The following is a 24542-nucleotide window of genomic DNA, read 5'->3' as shown; positions in this document are numbered from 1 at the left end:
GGACACGGCGGGAAGCGTCCTCCCAAGCGCGTCCCAGACGCGATTCGCGCTGGCGGCAGGCGGGTGTCACCGGCCCGCATTTGAGGGGACGCTGCTGGATCGAAGCCCGGTTAGAGGCCGTTCTCCCTTGTTTTCTCCATTCATTCCAACGGCCTGCTTTTCCAGGACGATGCGCCGCGCAAGAATGTTTCAAATTCGTTACGGCCCTTGCAAGCGACCGCAGGCTAAGGGATAAAGGTGGCGGTGGAGATAGCCGATGGGAGCGGCCGCATGAACAATCTGACGCAAAAGCACGAACACACCGACATGGGCGCGAGCGCGTCGGGCACCGACTGGCGGCGGGCCATGAGCGATCATGTGGCGTACGCGCTGTTGGTTTACACCGGGCTCCAGATTTTCGTCACGGTAAAGGCGCTGTCAGAGGGGTTCTCCTCGCTTCTGCCCTACGTTGCCTTGGTCATTCTCGTCGCCGCTATCATACCGGCGTGCCGCTGGTTCGAGCGGCGTTGGACGTGCCTCAACGACGAAGAAGCGACTGATCCCGCTCACGCGGCCAGCTTTCGGAGGGACACGATCGCGCTTTGGATGTTGGCGATTGGCCTGCCCTTCGTGCTGACGGGCCTGGTGAAACTGATTTTCGCTTTCGCCTGACTGGGGGCGCCTGACAGGATTGCGGCTGATTGAGTGGGGGCTGGGCGCTGGGGACGGAGCTGAAGATTACTCTTGCCGCCGTCCTGGACATTTACGCCGCCTGTTTGGCCCGTTCGATCGCTTCAATCACGATCTGACGCGCCTCGGCCCGATCCCCCCATTTGCCGATCCGCACCCATTTCTCCTTTTCCAGATCCTTGTAGTGCGTGAAGAAGTGCTCGATCTGCTGCATGATGATTGAGGGCAGGTCTTTGGCCTCGCCCACATCCGAATAGTACGGAAACGTCGTGTCGACCGGCACGCAGACCAGCTTTTCATCGCCGCCATGCTCGTCTTCAAGATTGAGCACACCGATCGGCCTCGATCTCACAACACAGCCCGGAATAAATGGCGAGCGCGCGATGACGAGCGCGTCCAGCGGGTCGCCATCCGGGCTGAGCGTGTGCGGGACGAAGCCATAATTCGCGGGATAGCGCATCGGTGTATGCAGGATGCGGTCAACGAACAGCGCGCCGCTTTCCTTGTCGAACTCGTATTTCACCGGTTCGCCGCCGGTGGGGACTTCGATGATGACGTTGAGGTCGTCGGGCGGACTTTCGCCAGTGGGTATCTTATCGATGCGCATTGAGGCTTCCTGACTTGGTGTGCGCCCCTCTCCCAAAAGGCTGAGCCGGGCCGATAGCCCCCTATCGATATTGCGGCAAGTTCGACCTTGGCCTAACTCCGCCCCAAACACAGGAAAATCATGAGCAAGAACACGCCAAAAGCCATCCGTGGTACGCAGGATATTTTCGGAGCGGACGCGGAGGCCTTTGCCTTCGTGGTCGAGACGTTTGAGCGCGTGCGCCGTCTGTACCGTTTCCGCCGGGCCGAGTTCCCGGTGTTCGAGAAAACCGAAGTGTTCGCGCGTTCGCTCGGCGAGACCACCGACGTTGTGTCGAAGGAGATGTACTCGTTTGAGGATCGCGGCGGGGATTCGCTTACGCTGCGCCCCGAGTTCACCGCTGGAATCGCGCGCGCTTACCTGACCAATGGATGGCAGCAGCACGCGCCGCTGAAGGTGGCCACGCACGGCCCGCTGTTCCGCTATGAGCGGCCGCAAAAGGGCCGATATCGCCAGTTCCACCAGATCGACGCCGAGATTATCGGCGCCGCCGAACCGCAGGCGGATGTCGAGCTGCTGGCCATGGCGGATCAGCTGCTTCGCGAGCTCGGCATCGAGGGTGTGACGCTGCACCTCAACACGCTTGGCGATGCGGACAGCCGCGAGGCGTGGCGAGCCGGGCTCATCGACTATTTCGGGAAGGTCCGGGGCGACCTTTCGGAGGACTCGCAGGAACGCTTGGAGAAGAACCCCCTGCGCATCCTCGACAGCAAGGATCCGCGCGACAAGGCCTTCCTGTCCGATGCGCCAAAGATCGACGCGTATCTGTCCGATGAGGCGCTGGCCTTCTTCGAGAGCGTGACGAGCGGCCTGGATGCGGCGAGTGTGAAGTGGACGCGCGCTGAGAGTTTGGTGCGCGGCCTCGACTATTATCGCCATACCGCCTTCGAGTTCATCCCCGACGAAGGTTCAGCCGCCGCTGACGCTCTGGGAACGCAAAGCACGGTGCTGGGCGGCGGGCGCTACGATGGGCTGATGGAGAGCCTGGGCGGTCCGGCGACCCCCGCGGTCGGCTGGGCGGCGGGCATCGAGCGGCTTATTATGTCGATAGGGGAGCGAGAGGAGGCGCCGCTCGAAGCGATGGTTTTGGTCGAACACGACGCTGGATTGGCCGAGGCCAATCGACTCCTTGCCAACCTTCGCGCCGGTGGTGTCGTCGCGGAGATCATGGCGACAGGCTCTCTCAAAAAGCGCTACGATAAAGCGGTTAAGCAGGGCCCGAAGCACATTCTTCGTGTCAACGAAACCGGCTACTATTCCATTTCCGGCGAAGGCGATACGAGCCGAATTGTCGCGGCAATTAACGCAGAAACGTCACCCTGAACTTGTTTCAGGGTCCATTTCCCGTGCTCGACCACCATTATTGTGCAGGCGATGGATGCTGAAACGAGTTCAGCATGACGGTTTTTAGGGCCATGCAGCACACCCCGGTCAAACCCGGACTTGACCCGGGGTCCAGCTTCCTTTCGTCCGCCGGTTCCATAAGAAGCTGGATCGCGGCTCGGGGGCCGGGATGACGAATAAGGCAAGGGCAGGGCGCGTTCCGCGCCCATCCGCGCGGACACTCCGCAGTTTATTAAACCCAGTTTCAGGATGACGGGGCAAGAGACCTTTCCTACTTGTCTAGAACGACGCTAATCCGCGCACATGAACGCACCGAGCATCCCCAGCTTTTGACCCTCAGGACCGTGTTCCATGTGTTCCATCCTGTAGGACTTCACGACCGAGACCATGCAAATCCCCCTCGAACGCCTTGATCAGATCGCCAATCGTTTCGCCGAACTCGAAGCGCGTATGGCCTCGGGCACGCTTGAGGGCGATGCGTTCGTGGCGGCGAGCCGCGATTACGCCGAGCTGGAACCGGTCGCCAGAATCGCAGCCGAAGTGAAGGCGGCGCGCGAGGAGATCGCCGGGCTCGAAGACATGCTCGCCGACCCCGAGATGAAGGCCATGGCAGAAGAGGAACTGGAGCAGCTGCGCGAAACGCTTCCCGAGCGCGAGCGCCAATTGGCCATCGCGCTCCTCCCGCGCGATGCGGCGGACAGCAAGCCCGCAATGCTCGAAATCCGCGCCGGCACGGGCGGAGACGAGGCGGCGCTGTTCGCGGGCGATCTTTATCGCATGTACGAACGTTTCGCGCAGGAGAACGGCTGGCGCATCGAACCGGTCAGCATGAATGCCAGCGAAGTGGGCGGCTTCAAGGAAATCGTCGCGAATGTGACCGGGCAGGGTGTCTTCGCCAAGCTCAAGTTCGAAAGCGGGGTGCACCGGGTGCAGCGCGTACCAGTGACCGAGAGCGGTGGGCGCATTCACACCTCGGCGGCGACCGTTGCGGTGCTGCCCGAGCCGGACGAGGTCGATGTCGAGATCGATCCGGGCGATCTCAAGATCGACACCTACCGCGCGTCCGGTGCGGGCGGGCAGCACGTCAACACCACCGACAGCGCGGTGCGCATCACGCACCTGCCCTCGGGCCTTGTGGTGATGCAGCAGGATGAGCGCTCGCAAATCAAGAACCGCGCCAAGGCGATGCAGGTTCTGCGCGCGCGTCTGTTCGAGAAAATGAGGAACGAAGCGCAGGGCGCGGAGGCCGAGGCGCGCAAGGCTATGGTGGGCTCCGGGGACCGTTCCGAGCGCATCCGCACCTACAACTTCCCGCAAGGCCGCGTGACGGATCATCGCATTGGCCTCACTCTGCATAAGCTTGAAGAGGTGCTCGCGGGGCCGGGCCTTGCCGAGGTGGTCGATGCCTTGATCGCCGAGGACGAAGCCAAGCGATTGGCGGCGCTGTCCCAGTGAGGGTTGCCGACGCCATCTGCGAGGCCGCTCAGCGGCTGAGCAAAACCTCCGATACCGCGCGTCTCGACGCCGAAGTGCTAATGGCCCACGCTTTGGGTATGCCGCGTTCGGAAATGCTGCTGCGCCATCTCGATGAGTCGGCTCCTGAGAGGTTCGCGTCTTGGGTTGAGCGCCGGTCGGAACACGAGCCGATAGCCTATATAGTCGGTCAACAGGAGTTCTTTGGCCGACCCTTCAAGGTGTCGCGCGATACGCTGATCCCTCGAGCCGACAGCGAAACCGTGGTGGAGGCTGCGCTCGAGGCGCTTTCGCGTATTGAAGCGCGAGGTGTGCTCGATCTTGGCACCGGGACAGGGGCTTTGCTGCTCACGCTCCTGGCCGAGCGACCCGATCTCGAGGGTGTTGGCATCGACAAATGCGAGGCCGCGCTGCGGGTGGCGCGAGCCAACGCTGCGGCTCTGGATATTGGCGATAGGGCGCGCTTCCTCCATCGGGCGTGGAGCGGTCCGGTCGGCGAAGGAGGACAGTCCTGGTTCTCTGACTTGGGGCCGTGTGATTTCATCATCGCCAACCCGCCTTATGTTGAAGAGAGGGCCAAGCTCGACCCGAGCGTGCGAGCGTTCGAACCACGCGACGCCTTGTTTGCAGGGCCGGACGGCTTGGACGATTATCGTGTGCTTATCCCTGCGATTGCCGAGATGGGGTGCCGGGCGGCGGTGTTGGAGATCGGTTGTGCGCAGGCCGAACCCGTGAGCGAACTGGCTGAAAAAGCGGGTTTTCGGGTTGCGCTTCGGCGCGATCTGGCAAATCGGCCACGCGCCCTGGTTCTTTCATGAGGAAAATGCGTGCGGGACTTGGCAAAACGACTTTGGCTCGCTAGCTGTCGAATCAGACCTGCCGATCAGCGAATGGCGCTGCTTCGCCAGGTCCAGCCCCGTTTCAGAGCGTTTACCGGCCGAAGGGTCATGACCCCTTGGTCCAGAAGAGACGGGATGCGCGCCGCGTTTCTTTGCTGGAAGGCGGCATAAGTTTGGGCCCTAGACAGTTCCATGGCCGTGTGGCGTCGAACGCTTTTGCGCCAGGTCAGGAAAGCGGGCTGCGGATAAGGAAGATTTTCCTTGAATAACAATCGCAACAGTCGTCGCCGCGGTCGCGGTCATCGCAGTCAGAGCGCTGGCGGCAATCAAATGAACCGGATTGACAGCCGGGCGCGTGGAAACGCGCCACAGCTGCTTGATAAGTACAAGAAGCTTGCCCAGGACGCACAGCACAACGGCGATCGGGTACAGGCGGAGTATTATCTCCAGTTCGCCGATCACTATTTCCGGGTCATCGCCGACAACAAGGCGCGTCAGGAAGAAGCCCGCGCCAAGCGCAGCGAAAGCCGCGAGCGGTCTTCGGATGACAACGACGAGAGCGACGAAAGCGATAACCCTCGCTCGGACGCTCGGCGTGGCGGTCGTCGCGGTCGTTCGCGCCGTGAGGAGCATGAGGCTGAGGGCGAGATCGGTGCCGAAGGCGAAGCTGCGGATCAGGAAAGCGAGCCCGTCGAGACCGCTGAGAAGACCGCCGAAAGCAAGCCGCGCCGGCGCCGCGCCAGTCAGAAAGGCGAGACCCGCTCGCCGCGTGGGCGAAAGCCGCGTGACACCGCTCGCAGCGATGACGAACCCGCCGAAATCGATTCCGCGGTCCTTCCCCCCGCCATCGGAGGAAGTGACTCATCGGGCAGCGACGATGGCGACGCGCTTGAGGCAGTCACTTAAGCGGGTGGGACGCGTCTAGTACCGCCGTGCTGGATCGCTTGACCGTGGCTGATCACCCAACGATCGCGCGCCTTCAAACCGGCGCGCGGGACGTCTGGCAGTCATGCGCCAACCGTCCCACCAGCGCCAGTTTCCTCCTGGGACTGATCGCTGCGCTGGGCTATCCTCCGATCCATCTATGGTGGCTTGCCATAGCAGCGCTCGCCGCGTTCGTGGCGCTGCTCTACGAGGCTGCGACATGGCGTGCGGCTGTGTGGCGGGGATGGCTCTTTGGGTGGGCTCATCTCACGCTCGCCAACAATTGGATTGCCACAGCGTTCACGCATCAGGCCAAGATGCCCGAATTTCTCGGCTGGGTAGCTGTGCCGTTGCTCTGCGTCTATCTCGCTGCCTATCCCGCTCTCGCGGCGCTTTGTGCGCATGCCCTGACGCGGCGCTGGGGACAGCAAGAAGCTGGCATCGGAGCGTTTGCGCTTTGTCTTGCGGGATCGTGGATTGTCTTCGAATGGGTCCGAGGCTGGGCCTTCACTGGCTATCCTTGGCCGCCGCTCGGCCTGATCCTTTTGGGGGGATGGGATACACCGGGTCTCGCCCGGGTCTTGCCTTGGTTGGGGACCTACGCCTTGTCGGGTCTCGTCGTCCTTTTTGCCGGAGCGATCCCGGCGGGTTTAAAGGAAGGCAAGCTGTGGCCGCCGCTCATCCCGGTGGCCATTCTCGCGTTCAATATGTACACGCCGACCGCCCCGCTGCAGGAGAGCGACATTCGCTTCACACTCGTGCAGCCCCTGATCTCGCAGGATGAGATCAACGACGGCTCGAAATTCGAGGAGCAGTTTGCCCGGATTGCCGGTCTGACCGTGCCCGGTTCAAATCGTTCGCGGGTTGTCTTTTGGCCCGAAAGCGCGATCCCGGACTACCTCGAGGACGGGTACCCCCAAATCTTCTACGATCGCATGACGGCCAGAAATCCGAGAACGCTGCAAGGCGATCCCGAATTTGCTCGCCAAAGGCTTGGGTCTGTCATTGGCTCGAACTCGACGCTTCTGACCGGTGTCATCAATCTTGATATCGACGTCGTAGAGGGACGCCGAAACGCCGTGAGCGCGCGCAATTCGGTGATAGCGCTGCGCGGCGATGGAGAAATCACACACAGTTACGCCAAAGCGCATCTTGTCCCTTACGGTGAGTATCTGCCCATGCGGCCCATTCTTGAGCCGCTCGGCCTCTCGCGCCTCGTTGCCGGGACCATCGACTACAAGCCAGGCTCCGGTCCGCGAACCCTCGATTTGGGTAAGCACGGCCAAGCCGGTGTGCAGATTTGCTATGAAATCGTGTTTTCCGGGCGTGTAGTCGATCGCGGCCAACGCCCGGATTATATCTTCAATCCCTCGAACGATGGTTGGTTTGGCTCTTGGGGACCGCCGCAGCATCTGGCTCAGGCGCGCATGCGGGCGCTCGAAGAGGGCTTGCCGGTGCTGCGTTCGACGACAACCGGAATTAGCGCCGTTATCGATGCAAGAGGGATTGTACGCCAGAGCATTGGCATGGGAGAAGCTGCGGCACTTGAAGGTGTCGTTCCCGCAGCGGGGACTCCCACCCTTTTCTCGCGAGTGGGTAACGCTCTGCCGCTCGGTTGGGCGGCAATGACCCTAATCCTTGGTCTGGGCGTGCCAAGATTGCTTGCGCTCAGAAGAACGCGCAGCTAGTGCGCAGCGACACATAAAGGTTTCCTTATATCTGCATAAGGCAACTGTTCGATGGCCACTAACCGGAGGTTCCATGCGCCAAGAATATCTCTTCACTTCAGAGAGCGTCTCGGAAGGCCATCCCGACAAGGTCTCTGATCAGATCTCCGATGCGATTGTCGATCTGATGCTGGCCAAGGACCCCGAAGCGCGCGTCGCTTGCGAGACCATGACGACCACGCAGCGGGTGGTTCTTTCAGGCGAGATTCGTTGCACGCCAATGTATGACAAGTCGCGAGAGGACTGGAAGTACAACAATTACTGGGCTCCCGGAGCGCGCGATGAAATCGAAAGCGCCGTGCGGCGCACGGTAGCGGAAATCGGCTATGAGCAAGATGGCTTTCACTGGGAAACGCTGACCTTCGAAAATCACTTGCACGGCCAGTCGGCTGAGATCGCCATGGGCGTCGATGCGGGGGCGGAAGGTTCAAACAAGGACGAAGGAGCGGGTGACCAGGGCATCATGTTCGGTTTTGCGTGCGACGAGACGCCCGACTTCATGCCCGCCACGCTCGATTACAGCCACAAGATCCTTGAGCGTCTCGCCGCGGATCGCAAATCTGGCGCGGCTCCCTTTCTCGAACCGGACGCAAAGAGTCAGGTCACTCTGCGCTACGAGCACGGCAAGCCTGTTGCTTGCACGGCTATCGTCGTCTCGACGCAGCACGCAAGCGGTTATCACGAAGGCGAGAAAGAGACCGCGCTCAAAGACTACGTCAAAGGAATCGTCGCCGACATTCTGCCCGATGGCTTCATCACCGATGACACTGTGTGGCATATCAACCCGACCGGTGCTTTCGAGATCGGTGGTCCGGACGGCGACGCCGGTCTGACCGGGCGCAAGATCATCGTCGATACCTATGGCGGGGCCAGCCCGCACGGTGGCGGGGCGTTCAGCGGGAAGGATCCGACCAAGGTCGATCGCAGCGCCGCCTATATTACGCGCTACTTGGCGAAGAACGTGGTCGCGGCTGGCCTTGCGAGCCGCTGCACAATCCAGATTGCCTACGCAATCGGCGTTAGCGAGCCGTTATCGCTTTATGTCGACACGCACGGCACCTGCGCGCACGGCGTGACGGATGCCGCCATTGAGGATGCGATCAAGTCGATCGGCAAACTTGGCGGCCTCACCCCGCGCAGCATTCGCACCCATCTAGGCCTGAACAAGCCGATCTACCGCAAGAGTGCTGCTTACGGGCACTTCGGACGCGCGGCTGATGGCGACTTTTTCCCGTGGGAACGCACCGATCTGATCGATGACCTCAAAGCAGCGTTAGGCTAACGCCTCGATAGCATTTGCCTGATAAGCACCCGCGATATGGTTACGACGGAGCAAGAGCGCGGGCGTATCATTGAGCTGGACGCACTTCGCGGACTGGCCGTGATCGGCATCGTGTGGATGAATGTCTACATCTTCGCACTGCCATCGCAGGCCTACTACAATCCGTTATCCTGGGGCGGTGACAGCGCCATCGATTACACCGTCTGGTGGGTGAGCTTCGTTTTTGTCGAAGACAAATTCCGCACCTTGTTTGCAATGATGTTCGGCGCAGGCGTGGCGATCTTGATGGAACGCGGCGGCGAGCGTCCGAACCGCGCTCACTACGCCCGGATGCTGGTGTTGTTCGGCATCGGCCTCGCGCATGGCATCCTGCTGGCCGACAATGACGTGCTTCGGGCCTATGCGCTGGCGGGGCTGGCGCTTCCTCTCTTCATGCGTCTGCGGCCCCGGTATCTGATCGCCATCGTTCTTGCGCTGATCTTCGTGCATATTGTGATCGGCACATTCTACGCAGCCGCGCAAAAGCCGCAGTACTGGGAGATGAATTTCGGCACGCACCCCTTCGGTTTGGAGGTCACATACGCGCGGGGCGAGGAAGCATTCGGCGAGCGGCTTGATCGGCGCCTTGACAGGCTTCTGCGCACGACCATTGTCATGATTGCGAGTATTCCGCTGAACCTTGCCTCGATGCTCGTTGGACTTGCTGCGTGGAAGTCTGGGATGTTGGCGGCGAAATGGCCCTACACAAGGCTATTGATCGTCGCTTCGCTGGCTATCGCGACGTCGGCCTTTGCGCTTATCTACTACGCCAACGAGGCCGTTGCTTCAGGCTATGCCGGCGTGACGATCGCAGAGAATTCGCTACTGCTGTCCGCGCCGCTCGACCTTCTGATGGGAGCGGGCTACGCGGCGGCTGCAATGGCGCTGTTCCAGTTTGCGCGCAGCAGCCTGCCCGTGCGCGTGCTTGCCGATGCAGGGCGGCTTTCGCTGACCAACTACCTTTTGACGAGCGTCATTCTGGCCACGTTATTCGCCAGTTGGGGTTTCGGCCTGTTCGGCACGGTCAGCCGCAGCGAGGCGCTGCTGTTCAGTTTCGTGCCGATCGCAGTGATGCTTGTATTCTCGCCGATATGGCTGCGGAAATTCGGGCAAGGCCCATTCGAGCGAGCCTGGCGAGGCGTCGCTGGCCTGTTGTCCTGAGCCTAGGCCGGGCCGTGCTCGCCCAACAGGGGCGACGGCCTGTCGAGTGCCAATTCGGCCTCTGAAAAGACGAATGGGCTGCGCACGCCCGCTATCCCGCCAAGCTCCATTCGCAGCCCGCGCGCTTGCACCTGGGGGTCTGCAAAGACTTCGTCCAGCCCGTTTATGGGACCGCCCGGCACACCCGCAGCGTGGCAAGCTTCTAGCAAGGCGCTCTTTTCCCATTCGCGCGTAGCGGAGCTGATGAGCGCGTCAAGCCGGGCAGCGTTCTTCACGCGCTGCGCGTTGTCGAGAAAGCGAGCGTCATTGGCCAACGCTTCGAGGCGAAGGATGTTCATGAGCTTCGCAAACAGCCTATCGTTGGCTGGCGCCAAAATCACATGTCCATCGCGAACGGGATAGACGCCATAAGGAGCCACCTGCGCGTGCGCGTTACCCATGCGGGGCGGATTTTCGCCGGTCGTGAAATAATAGGTTGCCTGGTTGGAAAGCAGGGCAACCGAGCAATCCATCAAGCTCACGTCAACATGTTGGCCCCGACCGGTCCGCGCTCGCATCAACAGCGCGGCCTGAATGGCGTTGGCAGCCCAGATGCCGGTCGACAGATCAGAGATTGAGATGCCCATTTTCACGGGATCGCCCTGTGGATCACCGGTGAGCGACATGAAGCCGCACATCCCCTGGATCACAAAATCGTAGCCCGCTTCGTGCGCGCGTGGTCCACTGTGCCCGAAACCGGTGATGGAGCAGTAGACGAGGCCCTCATTGTCTGCGCCAAGCGAGGGGTAGTCCAGCCCGAACCGCGTCAGACTTCCGGTTTTGAAGTTCTCGATCACCACATCGGCTTCGCGCGCAAGGTTGACGACCGCGTTCAAGTCTTTCGATGCGTTGAAATCCGCGACAACCGAGCGCTTACCGCGGTTGCAGGAATGGTAGTATGCCGCCTCGCGGTGCTCTACGCCGTCGGCGTCGGTACGCGTGATCCAAGGGGGGCCCCATTGGCGCGTTCCGTCGCCTTCGGGGCTTTCCACCTTGATGACGTCCGCTCCGAGGTCGGCCAGCACCTGCCCGGCGAACGGGCCGGCCAGAACCCGCGCGAGCTCGAGCACCTTGAGACCCGCAAGCGGCGCGTTCGGGTTACGCGGCGAATCGAGCCAGGCGACCATGTCTGACGCTATAGCGGCTTGGCGATCATCAGCCAGAGCACAACGCAAAGCGGAACGGTGCTGATAAGGCCCCACGTGATCCAGCGGCGTGACAATCTGCGGTACTCTTCTGTCACTCCGTCTTGATCCGTCCACGAATTGGCGAGCCGCGCCTGGCGCACCTGTATCGGGACAAGGATAAAAAGCCAGATCGCTCCGGCTGCGACAAACATGACCTGGCTCCATAAAAGCCAGGCTGGCTCAAGCAGCGAATAGCCAAGGACCCATAGGCTTCCATAGCCTCCGACCATGGTCAAAATGATGCCCGGAATAGTCAGACCAAAATCGGTCCCCGTCACGAGGTTCTGGCCGAAGCGAACGATCCGCCAGTCCCCGTTTCGGTCAGCAAAGACTTTCCACACGGCTGTCACCGTGATGTTCCCGGCAAGCAGGATAATCCCCAGATAATGGAGAAACTTAAACGTGTAGAGCCATCCCATCCGCCTGTCGGTTTAGCGTGACAAGCACAGTTGTGAAAGGTTCTTGGCCTGCCGGATCCAGTTACAAGGCCACTTCGAACGCGGCGGTTGTCTTCGCTTGAACCTCCTCCAGCGTGACACCGTCCGCCAACTCGATCAGCTTGAATGGAGAAGTCTTGTCAGGACGCTGGAAGACGGCGAGATTGGTGATGATCATATCGACCACGCCCTTGCCCGTTAGCGGAAGGGTACAGGACGGAATGAACTTAGGATCGCCCGCTTTGCTTGTATGGTCCATCACCACGATGATCTTCTTGACGCCCGCGACCAGGTCCATCGCGCCGCCCATACCCTTGATCATCTTGCCCGGGATCATCCAGTTGGCGATATCGCCATTTTCGGCCACTTCCATCGCGCCGAGCACGGTCAGGTCAATATGGCCACCCCTGATCATGGAAAAGCTGGTCGCGCTATCGAAATAGGCGCTGTGCGGCAGTTCGCTGATCGTTTGCTTGCCCGCGTTGATCAGGTCCGGGTCCACCTCATCCTCGTAAGGAAAGGGGCCAATGCCCAGCATGCCGTTCTCACTCTGAAGCGTCACCAGCATTCCCTCGGGAATGTGGTTGGCGACAAGGGTCGGAATGCCGATGCCCAGATTGACATAGTACCCGTCCTGCAACTCGCGCGCGGCCCGGGCGGCCATCTGGTCGCGGGTCCATCCTGATGGGGCTGCGGTCTGTGTCATTGTTGCGTCTCTTCGTTGGCAGGAAGGGTAGAGGATTCGGTCTCGTTGAATGCCGGCATGAGAAACCAGCCATTATCAATCAGCAATTCAAGCCCCAGCGCGGCGTCGGGATTGGCGAGATAATCGAACAGCTCATCGAAATCGGCGCGGTCGTCTCCGGCAATCGCGAGAAGGCAGGACGATTCCGCAAGTTCCTCCCGCCGCGTCTGCTTGCGATCACCTGGATAACGCATCAACAACAACTGGTCCGCGTTGTCCGGATCGAGTCCGGAGGACTTGAGCGCTGAGCGGATGTCCCCTGCGGCGATGGCTGAATGGCCAGAGATCCACGCGATGAAACCGCCCGCTTCGCGATAGCTTCGCAGCGTTTCGATTGCCTGAGGCGACGCGGCAGGCATGCGCTGCGCGTCGAACAGGCGACCGGCGGGATCAAGGTCGAGCAAGATCATCGGGGTTGTCCCGGCGCATCGCGCTCGCTCGGGTCTGAGGGACGATGGGTCTGCAAGGACGGCGGAGACAGGCGCGCCCTCAGCCCGGCTTGTCTCCATCAGTCCGCGTGCGTAGTCGGTGATTCGGGTTAACCCCCAGATTGCATCACCTTGCCCTTGTGGGTTCGGCGCGGCGTCCGGTGCGGGCGCTTCGCCAATGAAAGCATGCCCGCTGACAATTTGCGCCTCGGTGCCGGCGAGCTGGACAAAGCGCGGCTCGACTGGCGTGGCCTTTTGGGGTGGCGATACATCCGCCACCTCACCATCGGTCTGGCTGCGAACCAAAGCTCCGCTTGCCACAACCGGGATGGCCGCTGCGGCGATGCATCCTTGCAGCACGAAACCGGCGCTGAGCGCAATGAGAGTGGCGACCGGGCGCATGACATCACGTCTCGGCATCTGGCTCAGGATCGGGTTGGAAGTCCTGGATGGTGTCGAGTTCGGTCGTGTGTTGCGCGCGCTCCATCTCGACGCCAGCCCAGATGCGTGTGAGAGCTTCTTCTTCGCTAATGTCATAGCATTGGGAATACGCCTTTGCGCCATGCCGGATCGTGTCGACAAGAAGCAGACCGAACATTTCGGGCTTTTCCAACCGGTCGGGCTGTATCAGACACGTCGCAGGACCGTTGTTCTCGACCCAGAGCCTGGCGACCTCGACCGAATCATCGAGAAAGTCGAAGGCGTCAATGTCGATGGAATTCGGGTGTGCTTTCTTGCCGAACATCACGCGCTCTCGCGTTTTCGTGTGGTGCGAAACTCAATCTTCTTCTCGTATGGCGCGCCAAGGATCAGACGGTTCACAAAGACACCGGGCAGGTGGATCGAATCGGGATTGAGCGCCCCGGCTGGAACGATCTCCTCAACCTCCACCACACACACGCGGCCGCATGTGGCGGCGGGCTGATTGAAATTGCGCGCGGTCTTGCGGAAGATCAGATTGCCCGTCTCATCGGCTTTCCAAGCCTTTACAATGGAAAGGTCGGCAAAGATCCCGCGTTCCAGAATGTAGGTTGACATCACGCCGTCGGGGTCCGGAAATTCGGCGTGGTCCTTGCCCTCGGCGACTTGAGTGCCAACGCCCGTCTTCGTGTAAAAGCCCGGAATACCAGCGCCGCCCGCGCGCATGCGCTCGGCCAGGGTGCCTTGCGGACAAAACTCCACTTCCAATTCACCGGCCAGGTACTGCCTCTCGAACTCCTTGTTCTCACCAACATAGGAACTGATCATCTTGCGGACTTGCCGGGTGCGTAGAAGCTTCCCGATGCCCTCGTTGTCGATCCCGGCGTTGTTGCTCGCAAAGGTAATGCCGGTGACCCCGCTGTCCCGGATTGCGTCGAGAAGCCTTTCGGGAACTCCACAAAGGCCGAAGCCCCCAGCGGCAATGAGCATGTCGTCACGAAGGAGGCCGTCCAAGGCGGCTGCGGCGTTAGGGTAGATTTTGGACATGAGCGAATTGCCTGTTGCTCTGCGACCGTTTTCCGGCCGGTGATGGTCTACATGTTGCGCTGACTAGTGCCTTGGTCGATGCCTGTCACCAGTGGCCCATGGGGAAACGCCACTAGAACAGCGCAAGAGCCTTTGGCGACGAAAGCTTCAAATCCAGAAGATGGTGCGCCGCAATAAACACACAGAGCATGAGTGATTAAAAAATAGGCAAATGCCTCAGTTATAGGCGATTATGTCCTGCTTTTTTGATCGAAAGCGAACAAGTGGGTGCTAATGGTGCATTCAATGCAACTTTATATGCGGCTTTCGCACTTGCACAAAAATCCGCCGTCCCACATATCCCAATCGTGCCTTTCAGGCATCCTCTCCCAAACTTTCGAGCCCGGCCTCTGCGCCGGGCTTTTTTTGGCTTTCCCTGGCTCAGGACCGGCAACCACAATTGGGTTACCACGCCTTCGCGCATTGCGTTACGCGGCGCGCAAACCTAGCTAGCGTCGAGAACGCAACGATAAAGCGAAAGCTTGAAAGGTTTGGCGATGGCCGACGCTCCCCCTTCCGCGGACAACCGCTCGACCCGCCTCCAAGTCGCGCCCGCGCGCCAGGAGGAGTCGGGCCAGGGTATAGCGCGTATGCCGCGCTCGGTCTTTCAGCGTTTGGGCATCACCGAAGGCGACGTCGTGGAGATCGAGGGCAAACGGGCTACCGTGGCCATCGCGATGACGGCTTATCCTGAAGACGAAACGCTCGACGTCGTGCGTCTCGACGGTCTTCAGCGCGGCAACGCCGAAGCCGGATCGGGCGAGCATGTAACCGTCCGCGCGGCGCAATCGCGGCCAGCGACGCGCGTCGTCTTTGCCCCTGCGCAGCGCGATATGCGTCTGCAGGGACCAACCCAGGCGCTCAAGCGGAACTTCTTCCGCAAGCCGCTGGTCGCGGGCGATCTCGTGGCTACGACCGGCCAGCAGCCGGTTCAAAACATGCCAAGCGATGTGCGCCAGCTGCTGCGCGCGCCCGCTTATGCGTTGACCCAAATTCGGCTTTCGGTCGCCTCGACCACACCGAAGGGGATCGTCCACATCGACGAATCCACCGAAGTGGAATTGCGCACCGAGTTCGAGGAGCCGCGCGATCCGCGAGCGGGCGTCAACTACGATGACGTTGGCGGTATGGAAGAGACGATCCGGGCATTGCGTGAAATGGTCGAGTTGCCGCTGCGCTATCCAGAGCTCTTCACGCGGCTGGGTGTCGACCCGCCCAAGGGCGTGCTGCTGCATGGTCCGCCTGGAACCGGCAAGACCCGGCTCGCGCAGGCGGTGGCGAACGAGGCGGACGCCGAGTTTTTCGCCATCAACGGGCCTGAAATCATGGGTTCGGGCTACGGCGAATCCGAAAAGCGCCTGCGCGAGGTCTTCGAGGAAGCGACCCGATCCTCTCCAGCAATTGTCTTTATCGACGAGATCGATTCGATCGCTCCCAAACGGACGCAGGTGCCAGGGGAAGCGGAAAAGCGTCTTGTCGCGCAGCTCCTGACGCTCATGGACGGGCTTGAGGCCCGGGCAAATCTCGTGGTCATCGCGGCGACCAATCGCCCGGACGCGATCGATGAGGCGTTGCGCCGCCCCGGCCGTTTCGACCGCGAGATCGTGATCGGTGTGCCGGACATGGGCGGACGGCGCGAGATCCTGGCGATCCACACGCGCGGCATGCCGCTGGAAGACGCCGTCGATCTGACAGAGCTGGCGCGCGTCACGCACGGTTTCGTGGGCGCGGACCTGGCCGCGCTCACGCGCGAGGCGGCGATCGATGCGGTCCGCCGGATCATGCCGCGCCTCGATCTTGATGAGCAGACCGTCCCGCCCGAAGTGCTGGACGACCTGTGCGTCACGCTGGACGATTTCATGTCGGCGCTCAAACGCGTGCAGCCCAGCGCCATGCGCGAAGTGATGGTACAGGCTCCCAATGTCGCATGGGAGGATATTGGCGGCGTTGGCGATGCGATAGACAAACTCAAGGAGGGCATTGAGCTTCCTCTCAAAAGCCCCGATGCGTTTCGGCGCCTCGGCATTCGGCCCGCCAAGGGCTTCCTGCTCTATGGCCCGCCGGGCACAGGCAAGACCCTGCTCGCGAAAGCGGTCGCGAAGGAGGCTGAAGCGAACTTCATCTCGATGAAGAGTTCGGATCTGCTCTCCAAATGGTACGGTGAAAGCGAACAGCAGATCGCGCGCATGTTTCAGCGCGCCCGGTCCGTTGCGCCCTGTGTGATCTTCATTGACGAGATCGATAGTCTGGTGCCCGCCCGAGGCTCGGGACAGGGAGAGCCTCAGGTGACGGGTCGCGTGGTCAACACGATCCTGGCGGAGATGGATGGTCTGGAAGAGCTGCAATCGGTGGTCGTTATCGGTGCGACCAATCGCCCGGCCCTGATGGATCCGGCTTTGCTGCGTCCGGGTCGCTTTGACGAGCTTGTTTACGTTGGCACGCCCGACAAGCCGGGCCGCGAGCGTATCCTGAAAATCCACACCGCCAAGATGCCGCTTGACGATGGTGTCGATCTGTCGGCGGTGGCCGACAAGACCGATCGCTTCACCGGCGCTGACCTCGAAGATGTCGTAAGGCGGGCCGGGCTTGGTGCCTTGCGGCGGGTGGGCGGCGAGGTTGCCAAGGTGACCGCGCTCGATTTCGACCAAGCGCTGGAAGACAGCCGCGCGAGTGTGACGCCCCGAATGGAGGCCGAATATCGCAAGATGCGCGGCGAACTGAAGAAGCGCGCCATCGAGGTCAATCCGATCGGCTTTTTCGAGCCCGAGCGGCTTGAGCCGGAGCGGGCGAAAAAGCACGGCGACTGAGACTGGTCGCGGACTAGTGCGCCGCGTCCCAGCTCTCACCCGTTCCGATATCAACCCCCAGGGGCACGTCGAGGTTTACCGACGGCAAGGCGGCTTCGACCATCACCCGTTCAATAATGGGCGAGGCGGCGGCGACATCCCCCTGCGGCAGTTCGAACACCAGTTCATCGTGCACTTGGAGCAGCATGCGCACTTCACTCAGCCCCGCATCGCGCAAAGCGGGCAGCATGCGAACCATGGCGCGCTTGATGATATCGGCGCTCGTGCCCTGGATCGGCGCGTTGATCGCGGCGCGTTCGGACCCTTGACGCTCAGCCTGGTTCTTCGATTTGATCCGGGGGAACCACGTCTTGCGTCCGAAAAGCGTCTCGGAATAGCCACGCTCGCGCACGGTTTCTAGGGTCTCCATGATATAGCGCTGAATGCCTGGGAAGCGCTGAAAGTAGGTATCGATCATGTCCTGCGCCTCGTCGGGCTCGACTTCCAGCCGACCGGCGAGACCCCAGCGTGATATGCCGTAGAGGATCGCGAAGTTGATCGTTTTTGCCCGTGCGCGGGTGTCGCGGGTGACCTCACCGAACATCTCGGTCGCGGTGCGCGCGTGAATGTCCTCGCCCTTTTCGAACGCGTCCTTTAGCGTGTCGACATCGGCCATGTGCGCCGCCAACCGTAGCTCGATCTGGGAATAGTCCGCGGCGAGCAGCGTGTTGCCCGGCTCGGGAACAAAGGCCTGGCGGATGGTGCGCCCGATATCCGTTCGAATCGGGATATTTTGAAGGTTGGGGTCGGTCGAAGACAGCCGACCCGTCTGCGCCCCGACGAGCGAGTAGCTCGTGTGAACCCGCCCGGTGTTCGGATTAATCTGGTTCTGCAGCGCGTCGGTGTAGGTCGATTTCAGTTTCGAAAGGTGCCGCCATTCGAGCACCTTCTTCGCAATCCCGGCGCCATCGCCCGCGAGCTTTTCAAGCACCGAATGGTCGGTTGAATAGGCACCGCTCTTGCCTTTCTTGCCGCCTTTGAAACCCATCTTGTCGAACAGGATCTCACCCAGCTGCTTGGGGCTTCCCACAGCAAATTCCTGTCCGGCGATTTCGTGGATTTCCTTTTCGAGCCCGGCGGTGGTTGTTGCGAACTCCTCCGACAGCCGGGAAAGCTGCGCGCGATCGACCTTGATCCCCTCGCGCTCCATCCGGGCGACCACGGGAATCAAGGGGCGGTCGACCCGTTCATAGATCCGCGTCCCGCCCTCCTCGGAAAGGCGCGGTTTGAGCATGCGGTACAGCCGCAGGGTCACGTCGGCGTCTTCGGCCGCGTATTCGGTCGCGCGGTCCAGCGGAACCTCGCCGAAGGGAATCGCCTTTTTGCCGGTGCCGCACACGTCCTTGAACGCGAGCGGTGTGTGACCAAGGTGGCGTTCGGAAAGCTCGTCCATTCCGTGCCCCCCGCCCATTCCTTCCCCACGCCCGGCGTCGAGGGCGAAGCTCATCACCATCGTGTCTTCGATCGGAGCTACATCGACGCCGCAACGATCGAGCACGTTCAGGTCGTACTTGCCGTTCTGGAAGACTTTGAGCACCGCGTCATCCGACAGCAGGGGCCTCAGCGCCTCAAGCGCCGCGTCCCGGTCAATCTGTTCGGGCTTCTCATCGAACATGTCGCTGCCGCCATGCGCAAGCGGAATGTAGCACGCCTCGTTCGGGCCAAGCGCAAGACTGACGCCGACAAGCTCGGCCTGCATGGCGTCGAGCGAGGAGGTTTCCGTGTCGACAGCCACCAGCCGCGCGGCGGTGGCTCGCGCGATCCAGTCGCACAGCGCGTCGAGGGTCTGAACGGTTGTGTAGGCGCTGCGATCGATCTTCGGCATCTCGGGCAGCGGCTGACGGTTACCGCTCTCATCGCCGGCGTCGCGGCGAACGCTTGGCTTGGCGGGGTTAAGGTTGTTGGGCCGCTCTGGGCTGCCCGCGCCATTGCCGAGCCGCTTGAGCAGGGAGGTGAAGCCGTGCGCTTGCAGGAAAGCGGCGAGCGGCTCTTCCGGGATCGCCGACAGCTTCATCTCTTCGAGCGGGACGGGAAGATCGCAGTCCTCCTTCAGCGTGACCAGCACCCGGCTCATCTCGGCGTCCTCGCGCCCTTCGATGAGGCGCTCCTTGAGCTTGGACTTCTTCATGTCGGGCGCCTGGTCGAGCGCGGCGGTCAGGGACCCGTGTTCGGCAATGAGCTTGGATGCGGTCTTGGGGCCAACGCCGTAGATGCCCGGAATGTTGTCCACGCTATCGCCCATCAGCGCGAGGACATCGCCAACCAGCTCGGGTTTGACGCCGAACTTTTCCTCCACCTCGTCGATATAGATGCGCGCCGACTTCATCGTATCGAGCATGTCGATGCGCGCGCCGCCCTCCTCCCCGACAAGTTGCATCAGATCCTTGTCCGAAGAAACGATCGTGACGTTCCACCCCTGCCGCTGCGCTTCGCGAGCGTAGGAAGCGATGAGATCGTCGGCCTCCAGTCCCTGTTCTTCGATGCAGGGCAGGCTGAAGGCGCGCGTCGCGTCGCGGATTAGAGGGAATTGCGGGCGCAGGTCTTCGGGGGGTTCGGGTCGATTGGCCTTGTATTCGGAATAGATATCGTTGCGAAAGCTGGTCGAATCCTTGTCGAGGATGACCGCCATGTGCGTGGGCCCTTCGGCCTGGTCGAGATCATCGGCGAGCTTCCACAGCATCGTGGTGTAGCCGTACACCGCGCCGACCGGGGTCCCCTCCGGATTGGTCAGAGGGGGAAGCCGGTGATAGGCGCGAAAGATATAGGACGAACCATCGACGAGGTAGAGATGCTGCTGCTGGGCCATGCGCGGCGTGCTAGCATTGCGCCCAGTGGCAAGGTAGCGTTTCGTGCGCGTAAGTTGATAAAACACATCCGAGAGCGCACTGTTGGGGCGTGTATCAACTTGGTTCAAGTGTGGCGTAAATGTGGCGAACCGCAGCGTGCGAGGCGTCATTCACCTTGATTTGCCACATTTCGGCCATTATCAAACCGCCAGAGGTCGGGGGACAAAAAGCCGACTTCGCGTGGATCAGGCACTGAGTTTCCCACGTATTTCACTCGTTGAAACAAGGATTTACTATTATGCGTAAGATTGTTCTTGCCGCTGCTATCGCGACTTCGGCTCTCGGCCTTGCCGCGTGCTCGGAAACCGCTGACAAAGCTGGCGAAACCGTTGATGCCATGGCCGCCGACGCCGAAGCGAACGCTGAAGCCGCTGGCGAAATGGCCGGTGAAATGGCTGGCGAAGCCGCCGAAGGCGCCGAAGCCGCTGGCGACGCTGTCGAAGGCGCGGCCGGTGATGCCGTCGACGCCGTAGAGGGCGCCGCTGGTGACGCAGCCGACGCGGTCGAAGGCGCAGCTAACGACGCGGGTGCCGCGATCGAAGAGGCCACCGCCAAGGCCGAAGACATGATAAGCGACGACTAAACCCGCGCGCTCAAGGCCGTCGTTTCCTACCGAGGGGGACGATGATCTCGCTAAGGGGCGGTGCCGATCCGGCGCCGCCTTTTTCGTATCGGGGCCTTTTTCGTATCGGGGCCTTTTTCGTATCGGGGGCCTCTCCGTACCGGGTTTAGCCGCCGGTGCGGTTGCCGTCCGGCGCTGCAGTCCAGTTGCTGGTCGGATCGTCGAGCAATCCCGCCTTGGCCGAGAAGCCCGTGTATAGCGCCCGGGTGATGTCCGCGATTCGCGCGTCCCGCCGCGCCCGCGCTGCGCGCTTGTTCCGGCGCTCGTCCGTCAGGTTGGCGCTTTGGCCTGTGACATAAATGGCCGCAGCGATGGCCCGGCCATCGGCGAGCCGGAAAATGCCGATATCGCTCGCCGTGCGGCTCAAAGTGCCGGTCTTGTGCGCCAGAGAGGCTTCTTCCGGCAAAGCGGCGTTCATGCGGCGGCGACCGGTCGTCGTCTTCTCCAGCGCAGCCATCAGCACCGCGCGGCTTTCCGCGCTTAGCCAACGGCCCTGATGGAGACCGGCGAGCAACTGCCCCATGGCGCGCGGCGTAGCCGAATCGCGAGGGTCGACCCATTCGACAGGATCGAACTCGCCATCGTCGCGAACAAGTGTGGCGATCGTGCGTGACAGCTCGAAGTCCTTGATCCCCGCTTCCTCGTGCACCCATTTATTGACCGCGTCGGTGCCGCCGACCACTTTGATCAATGCATCGGTGCAACTGTTGCAGCTTTTGGAGATCATCAGGCCGATCAGCTCATGGGCGGGGACATAATTGCCCTGTTTGACCGGTGCGGCGTCCGAAGAGAATTTCTTGGATCGCACCGGAACCTGAAGCGGGTATTCGCTGGTCAGGCTGTACTTGCCTTCATCCACTCCTGCGAGGAACGTGGCCGCGACCGCCACTTTGCTGGTGGACGCCATCGGGAAGCGCATGTCGCCCAGGATCGAGACCTCGTCGCCCGTGGCCAAATCAACCGCGTACACACCGATGCGCCCACGCGTCCCATCGGCAAGCTCGGCAATCTGGGCTTCGAAACTGGTCTCGTAGATCGCCTGAAACGTCGTCGGCGCTCGCATCTCGGTGCCGAACGCGGTGTCGAAGCTGGCGTTGAGATCGCTCTGATCGGCGTGAGCGGGCGCGACCATGGCAAAGGCCAGAGTGATCGGGATGAGAAGCGAGCTGAGACGAAACATGCGGTGAAGTGTCTCCGACTAAAGTTAGCGCAAGCTTAAAGCGCGATGGTAGATGGCCTCGATTCGTCGCGACAAGCCAACGCGCTGGCGGTTGCGACCAGATGTGCCTGATCAGCGATCAAGCCACGATGGCGCACCGCGTTCGATGCCATGAGGCGCCGAAAAAGCGCTGCCTTTTCCCGTAAATAAGCGTTCAACAGGGAACACGTTCCCGCCCGAGTTATCGCGGAAATTGCCCAGTCGCCCTTGACTGGCGGCTTAACGGCGGCACTTTGCGGGCAATATTTTTGTATCGATGGGAAAATTGATGTCCGATTCTAACCGCCGTTTGTCCGTTAACGTAACTCTGTGCGCTCTCTTGTTTGGCACATCCAGCGTGGCTCTCGCCCAGGCTGCCCCGATCGTTCAACCCGGTGCGCCGGGCCAGAATAGCCGCACGCTGACTGTCGAAGAAGCAAGCCAACTTGCCGCTGCAAGCTACACGCCCGCCGATGTCAGCTTCATGCAGGGCATGATCGTGCACCACCAGCAGGCTGTCGATATGGCCGAGCTCATCAAGGACCGAACCAACCGCGAGGAGCTGGTCGCGATCGGGGGACGCATCGAATCGAGCCAGGCCGACGAGATCGAATTCATGAACACATGGCTTGAAGAGCGCGGCGAGAAGACCGTCATGGTCGGCATGATGGACCATTCGGGGATGGACCACTCCAAGCACGCCATGGTGGACCATTCGAAGATGTCGGGGATGGCAACGCCCGAACAGATGGCCGAGCTGGCGACGCTGAGCGGGGTGGAGTTCGACCGCCTGTTCCTGACCCTGATGATCGCGCACCACGAAGGCGCGATCGAGATGGTCGATGACCTGCTGGGCGAGCTCGGCACCGCCGCTGACCCGGTGCTGTTTCAATTTGTCAGCGACATCGAGAACGATCAGCAGGCCGAAATCAGCAAGATGAACGCGCTGCTCGCCGAGCTTTCGCCCGATCCGCGCGCGGGCCTTGCGCCGGGCTTTGCGGACGCGGGCGAGGCGATCCTGAACCTGCGCAAGGTGGTCAGCCTTCCCAAACCCGCCGGTTTCTTCAACCCGGATAACCCGGCCGATCTTCGCCCCGAAATCCCGATGGATGAGGAGGAAGGGGCCGAGGCCGAGGACGCGGTAGAGGACGTCGCCGACGCCGACGACGGGGAGACCCCTGAGCGCGGCGACGATGAGGAAACGCTCACCCAGTTCGCCGAGCGCACTCCGCTGCTCGATTTCGCCAACACCGACATGGCGTTCTTCGACGACATCATGATCGCGGGCAGTTACCACGGCTTCAACATCTACAAGCTGGGCGAGGACGGGGTGCCGAACCTGATGAGCTCGGTCGTGTGTCCAGGTGGTCAGGGCGATGTCTCGGTTGTGGGCGACATCCTGGTGATGAGTGTCGAGCAGACCCGCGGGCGGGTCGATTGCGGGCTTCAGGGGGTTGAGGGCGATGTGTCCGAAGAACGCTTCCGGGGCCTGCGGATCTTCGACATCTCCGATCTCACCGCGGTTCGCCAGGTTGGACAGGTGCAAACCTGCCGGGGCAGCCACACGCACTCGGTCATCGCGCATGACGATGAGAAGATCATCGTCTACAATTCGGGCACCAGCCGGGTCCGCAAGACCGAGGAACTCGCGCGCTGCGTACAGGACCCCTCCAGCACGCGCACAGCGCTGTTCAGTATCGACGTGATCGAGATCCCGCTCGCCGACCCTTCGAGCGCGCGCATTGTCAGCAGCCCGCGTGTGTTTGCCGACGAGGGAACGGGCGAGATCGCCGGGCTCTGGCTCGGCGGCGACAGCGGGAAGGGGACGCAGACAACCCGCCAGACCAATCAGTGCCACGACATCACGGTCTTCCCCTCGCTGGGTATCGCGGCGGGCGCGTGCTCGGGCAACGGCATCCTGATGGACATCTCAGACCCCTACAATCCGGTGCGCACCGACGCTGTGTTCGACAAGGGCTTTGCCTACTGGCACTCGGCAACCTTCAACAACGATGGCACCAAGGTGGTCTTCACCGATGAGTGGGGCGGCGGCGGGCGGCCGCACTGCACGGCCAAGGACCCGATGGATTGGGGCGCCAACGCGATTTACGACATCGTCGATGGCAAGCTCGAATTCCGCAGCCACTACAAGATGCCCGGACCGCAGAGCGAAAAGGAAAACTGCGTTGCGCACAATGGATCGATCATCCCGGTGCCGGGCCGCGATCTCTTCTTGCAGGCCTGGTACCAGGGCGGGATCAGCGTGATGGACTTCACCGACAGCGCCAATCCGAAAGAAATTGCCTTTTTCGACCGTGGCCCGATCGATGGCGAGCAGCTTGTCCTGGGCGGTTACTGGTCCGCCTATTGGTACAATGGCCACATCTACGCGACCGAGATCACGCGGGGGGTCGATGTGTTCGCGCTTGAGCCGAGCGAGTTCCTGACCGCCGAAGAAATCGCCGCAGCGGAAGCCGCGAGCTACGCTAACACCCGCTTCAACCCGCAGACCCAAACGCAGGTGACGTGGGACGAAGCGGTGATCGAAGCGGCGGAAGCGAGCCGGAAGGGCGGGTGACGGAGC

General features: G+C 61.6%; 20 protein-coding genes. 11 read left to right on the top strand and 9 right to left on the bottom strand.

Annotation, left to right across the window (positions count from 1 at the left end; all coding sequences use genetic code 11):
- Window positions 1-270: 270 nt before the first annotated feature.
- Window positions 271-651, top strand: a complete 381-nt coding sequence (locus tag QNI87_RS13110) for a hypothetical protein (RefSeq protein WP_300597214.1) — start codon at window positions 271-273, stop codon at window positions 649-651.
- Window positions 652-742: 91 nt separating this feature from the next.
- Here QNI87_RS13110 and ppa read toward each other — a convergent pair whose 3' ends face one another.
- On the bottom strand, window positions 743-1276 hold the full coding sequence (ppa, locus tag QNI87_RS13105) for an inorganic diphosphatase (RefSeq protein ID WP_300597212.1): 534 nt from the start codon (window positions 1274-1276) through the stop codon (window positions 743-745).
- A gap of 120 nt (window positions 1277-1396) precedes the next feature.
- Here ppa and hisS point away from each other — a divergent pair, with 120 nt between their 5' ends.
- The 7 genes from hisS (at window position 1397) to QNI87_RS13070 (ending at window position 10104) form a co-directional block, all read left to right on the top strand.
- Entirely contained in the window at window positions 1397-2638 is a 1242-nt protein-coding gene (gene hisS, locus QNI87_RS13100; protein ID WP_300597210.1) for a histidine--tRNA ligase, read from the top strand.
- Between the two features lie 408 nt (window positions 2639-3046).
- Entirely contained in the window at window positions 3047-4114 is a 1068-nt protein-coding gene (gene prfA / locus QNI87_RS13095; protein ID WP_300597208.1) for a peptide chain release factor 1, read from the top strand.
- Window positions 4111-4950, top strand: coding sequence for a peptide chain release factor N(5)-glutamine methyltransferase (prmC, locus tag QNI87_RS13090; protein WP_300597206.1), 840 nt, complete (start codon window positions 4111-4113; stop codon window positions 4948-4950). The genes prfA and prmC overlap by 4 nt, the downstream gene beginning before the upstream one ends.
- A gap of 282 nt (window positions 4951-5232) precedes the next feature.
- Complete coding sequence (locus QNI87_RS13085; RefSeq protein WP_300597205.1) at window positions 5233-5877, top strand: DUF4167 domain-containing protein; 645 nt, start codon at window positions 5233-5235, stop codon at window positions 5875-5877.
- A 44-nt stretch (window positions 5878-5921) separates the two neighbouring features.
- Complete coding sequence (lnt, locus tag QNI87_RS13080; protein WP_300597203.1) at window positions 5922-7583, top strand: apolipoprotein N-acyltransferase; 1662 nt, start codon at window positions 5922-5924, stop codon at window positions 7581-7583.
- Window positions 7584-7656: 73 nt separating this feature from the next.
- Window positions 7657-8904, top strand: coding sequence for a methionine adenosyltransferase (metK, locus tag QNI87_RS13075; RefSeq protein ID WP_300597201.1), 1248 nt, complete (start codon window positions 7657-7659; stop codon window positions 8902-8904).
- A gap of 36 nt (window positions 8905-8940) precedes the next feature.
- Entirely contained in the window at window positions 8941-10104 is a 1164-nt protein-coding gene (locus tag QNI87_RS13070; RefSeq protein ID WP_300597199.1) for a DUF418 domain-containing protein, read from the top strand.
- A gap of 2 nt (window positions 10105-10106) precedes the next feature.
- Here QNI87_RS13070 and QNI87_RS13065 read toward each other — a convergent pair whose 3' ends face one another.
- The 6 genes from QNI87_RS13065 to QNI87_RS13040 all read right to left on the bottom strand — a co-directional run bounded on the left by QNI87_RS13065 (window position 10107) and on the right by QNI87_RS13040 (window position 14407).
- Window positions 10107-11270 (bottom strand): CoA transferase, encoded by a 1164-nt coding sequence (locus QNI87_RS13065; RefSeq protein ID WP_300597197.1) that lies wholly within the window; start codon window positions 11268-11270, stop codon window positions 10107-10109.
- Between the two features lie 8 nt (window positions 11271-11278).
- Complete coding sequence (locus tag QNI87_RS13060; protein WP_300597194.1) at window positions 11279-11749, bottom strand: DUF2269 family protein; 471 nt, start codon at window positions 11747-11749, stop codon at window positions 11279-11281.
- 61 nt (window positions 11750-11810) lie between these two features.
- Window positions 11811-12473 carry a CoA transferase subunit B gene (locus QNI87_RS13055; protein WP_300597191.1) on the bottom strand — a complete coding sequence of 221 codons (663 nt, stop codon included), beginning with the start codon at window positions 12471-12473 and terminating at the stop codon, window positions 11811-11813.
- Window positions 12470-13360 (bottom strand): hypothetical protein, encoded by an 891-nt coding sequence (locus QNI87_RS13050; protein WP_300597188.1) that lies wholly within the window; start codon window positions 13358-13360, stop codon window positions 12470-12472. Before QNI87_RS13050 ends, QNI87_RS13055 begins: the two co-directional genes overlap by 4 nt.
- Window positions 13347-13685 carry a DUF5076 domain-containing protein gene (locus QNI87_RS13045; RefSeq protein ID WP_300597186.1) on the bottom strand — a complete coding sequence of 113 codons (339 nt, stop codon included), beginning with the start codon at window positions 13683-13685 and terminating at the stop codon, window positions 13347-13349. The genes QNI87_RS13050 and QNI87_RS13045 overlap by 14 nt, the downstream gene beginning before the upstream one ends.
- Window positions 13685-14407, bottom strand: a complete 723-nt coding sequence (locus QNI87_RS13040) for a CoA transferase subunit A (protein ID WP_300597184.1) — start codon at window positions 14405-14407, stop codon at window positions 13685-13687. Before QNI87_RS13040 ends, QNI87_RS13045 begins: the two co-directional genes overlap by 1 nt.
- Before the next feature lie 536 nt (window positions 14408-14943).
- On the opposite strand from QNI87_RS13040, the gene QNI87_RS13035 reads away from it, so the two are divergent.
- On the top strand, window positions 14944-17253 hold the full coding sequence (locus tag QNI87_RS13035) for a CDC48 family AAA ATPase (protein WP_300597182.1): 2310 nt from the start codon (window positions 14944-14946) through the stop codon (window positions 17251-17253).
- 13 nt (window positions 17254-17266) lie between these two features.
- Here the strand turns inward: QNI87_RS13035 and polA are convergent, their stop codons facing one another.
- Window positions 17267-20098, bottom strand: a complete 2832-nt coding sequence (polA, locus tag QNI87_RS13030) for a DNA polymerase I (RefSeq protein ID WP_300597180.1) — start codon at window positions 20096-20098, stop codon at window positions 17267-17269.
- A 278-nt stretch (window positions 20099-20376) separates the two neighbouring features.
- Here polA and QNI87_RS13025 point away from each other — a divergent pair, with 278 nt between their 5' ends.
- Window positions 20377-20721 carry a hypothetical protein gene (locus QNI87_RS13025; RefSeq protein WP_300597178.1) on the top strand — a complete coding sequence of 115 codons (345 nt, stop codon included), beginning with the start codon at window positions 20377-20379 and terminating at the stop codon, window positions 20719-20721.
- Window positions 20722-20866: 145 nt separating this feature from the next.
- Here QNI87_RS13025 and QNI87_RS13020 read toward each other — a convergent pair whose 3' ends face one another.
- Entirely contained in the window at window positions 20867-21940 is a 1074-nt protein-coding gene (locus tag QNI87_RS13020) for a serine hydrolase (RefSeq protein WP_300597176.1), read from the bottom strand.
- 307 nt (window positions 21941-22247) lie between these two features.
- Here QNI87_RS13020 and QNI87_RS13015 point away from each other — a divergent pair, with 307 nt between their 5' ends.
- The gene (locus QNI87_RS13015; protein WP_300597174.1) at window positions 22248-24536 is read left to right on the top strand and encodes a DUF305 domain-containing protein; all 2289 of its coding nucleotides are present in this window, start codon (window positions 22248-22250) and stop codon (window positions 24534-24536) included.
- The last annotated feature ends 6 nt before the right edge of the window (window positions 24537-24542 follow it).

The sequence above is a fragment of the Erythrobacter sp. genome (assembly GCF_030066995.1).
Classification (GTDB): Bacteria; Pseudomonadota; Alphaproteobacteria; order Sphingomonadales; family Sphingomonadaceae; genus Erythrobacter.
The sequence above is the reverse complement of the archived record's forward strand: the minus strand, read 5'-3'. Positions and strand labels throughout refer to the sequence as shown.

Coding starts and splice junctions, on each gene's coding strand:
- QNI87_RS13110 (WP_300597214.1), top strand. CDS start 271: ATGAACAATCTGACGCAAAAGCACGAACACACCGACATGGGCGCGAGC.
- ppa (WP_300597212.1), bottom strand. CDS start 1,276: ATGCGCATCGATAAGATACCCACTGGCGAAAGTCCGCCCGACGACCTC.
- hisS (WP_300597210.1), top strand. CDS start 1,397: ATGAGCAAGAACACGCCAAAAGCCATCCGTGGTACGCAGGATATTTTC.
- prfA (WP_300597208.1), top strand. CDS start 3,047: ATGCAAATCCCCCTCGAACGCCTTGATCAGATCGCCAATCGTTTCGCC.
- metK (WP_300597201.1), top strand. CDS start 7,657: ATGCGCCAAGAATATCTCTTCACTTCAGAGAGCGTCTCGGAAGGCCAT.
- QNI87_RS13070 (WP_300597199.1), top strand. CDS start 8,941: ATGGTTACGACGGAGCAAGAGCGCGGGCGTATCATTGAGCTGGACGCA.
- QNI87_RS13065 (WP_300597197.1), bottom strand. CDS start 11,270: ATGGTCGCCTGGCTCGATTCGCCGCGTAACCCGAACGCGCCGCTTGCG.
- QNI87_RS13060 (WP_300597194.1), bottom strand. CDS start 11,749: ATGGGATGGCTCTACACGTTTAAGTTTCTCCATTATCTGGGGATTATC.
- QNI87_RS13055 (WP_300597191.1), bottom strand. CDS start 12,473: ATGACACAGACCGCAGCCCCATCAGGATGGACCCGCGACCAGATGGCC.
- QNI87_RS13050 (WP_300597188.1), bottom strand. CDS start 13,360: ATGCCGAGACGTGATGTCATGCGCCCGGTCGCCACTCTCATTGCGCTC.
- QNI87_RS13045 (WP_300597186.1), bottom strand. CDS start 13,685: ATGTTCGGCAAGAAAGCACACCCGAATTCCATCGACATTGACGCCTTC.
- QNI87_RS13040 (WP_300597184.1), bottom strand. CDS start 14,407: ATGTCCAAAATCTACCCTAACGCCGCAGCCGCCTTGGACGGCCTCCTT.
- QNI87_RS13035 (WP_300597182.1), top strand. CDS start 14,944: ATGGCCGACGCTCCCCCTTCCGCGGACAACCGCTCGACCCGCCTCCAA.
- polA (WP_300597180.1), bottom strand. CDS start 20,098: ATGGCCCAGCAGCAGCATCTCTACCTCGTCGATGGTTCGTCCTATATC.
- QNI87_RS13025 (WP_300597178.1), top strand. CDS start 20,377: ATGCGTAAGATTGTTCTTGCCGCTGCTATCGCGACTTCGGCTCTCGGC.
- QNI87_RS13020 (WP_300597176.1), bottom strand. CDS start 21,940: ATGTTTCGTCTCAGCTCGCTTCTCATCCCGATCACTCTGGCCTTTGCC.
- QNI87_RS13015 (WP_300597174.1), top strand. CDS start 22,248: ATGTCCGATTCTAACCGCCGTTTGTCCGTTAACGTAACTCTGTGCGCT.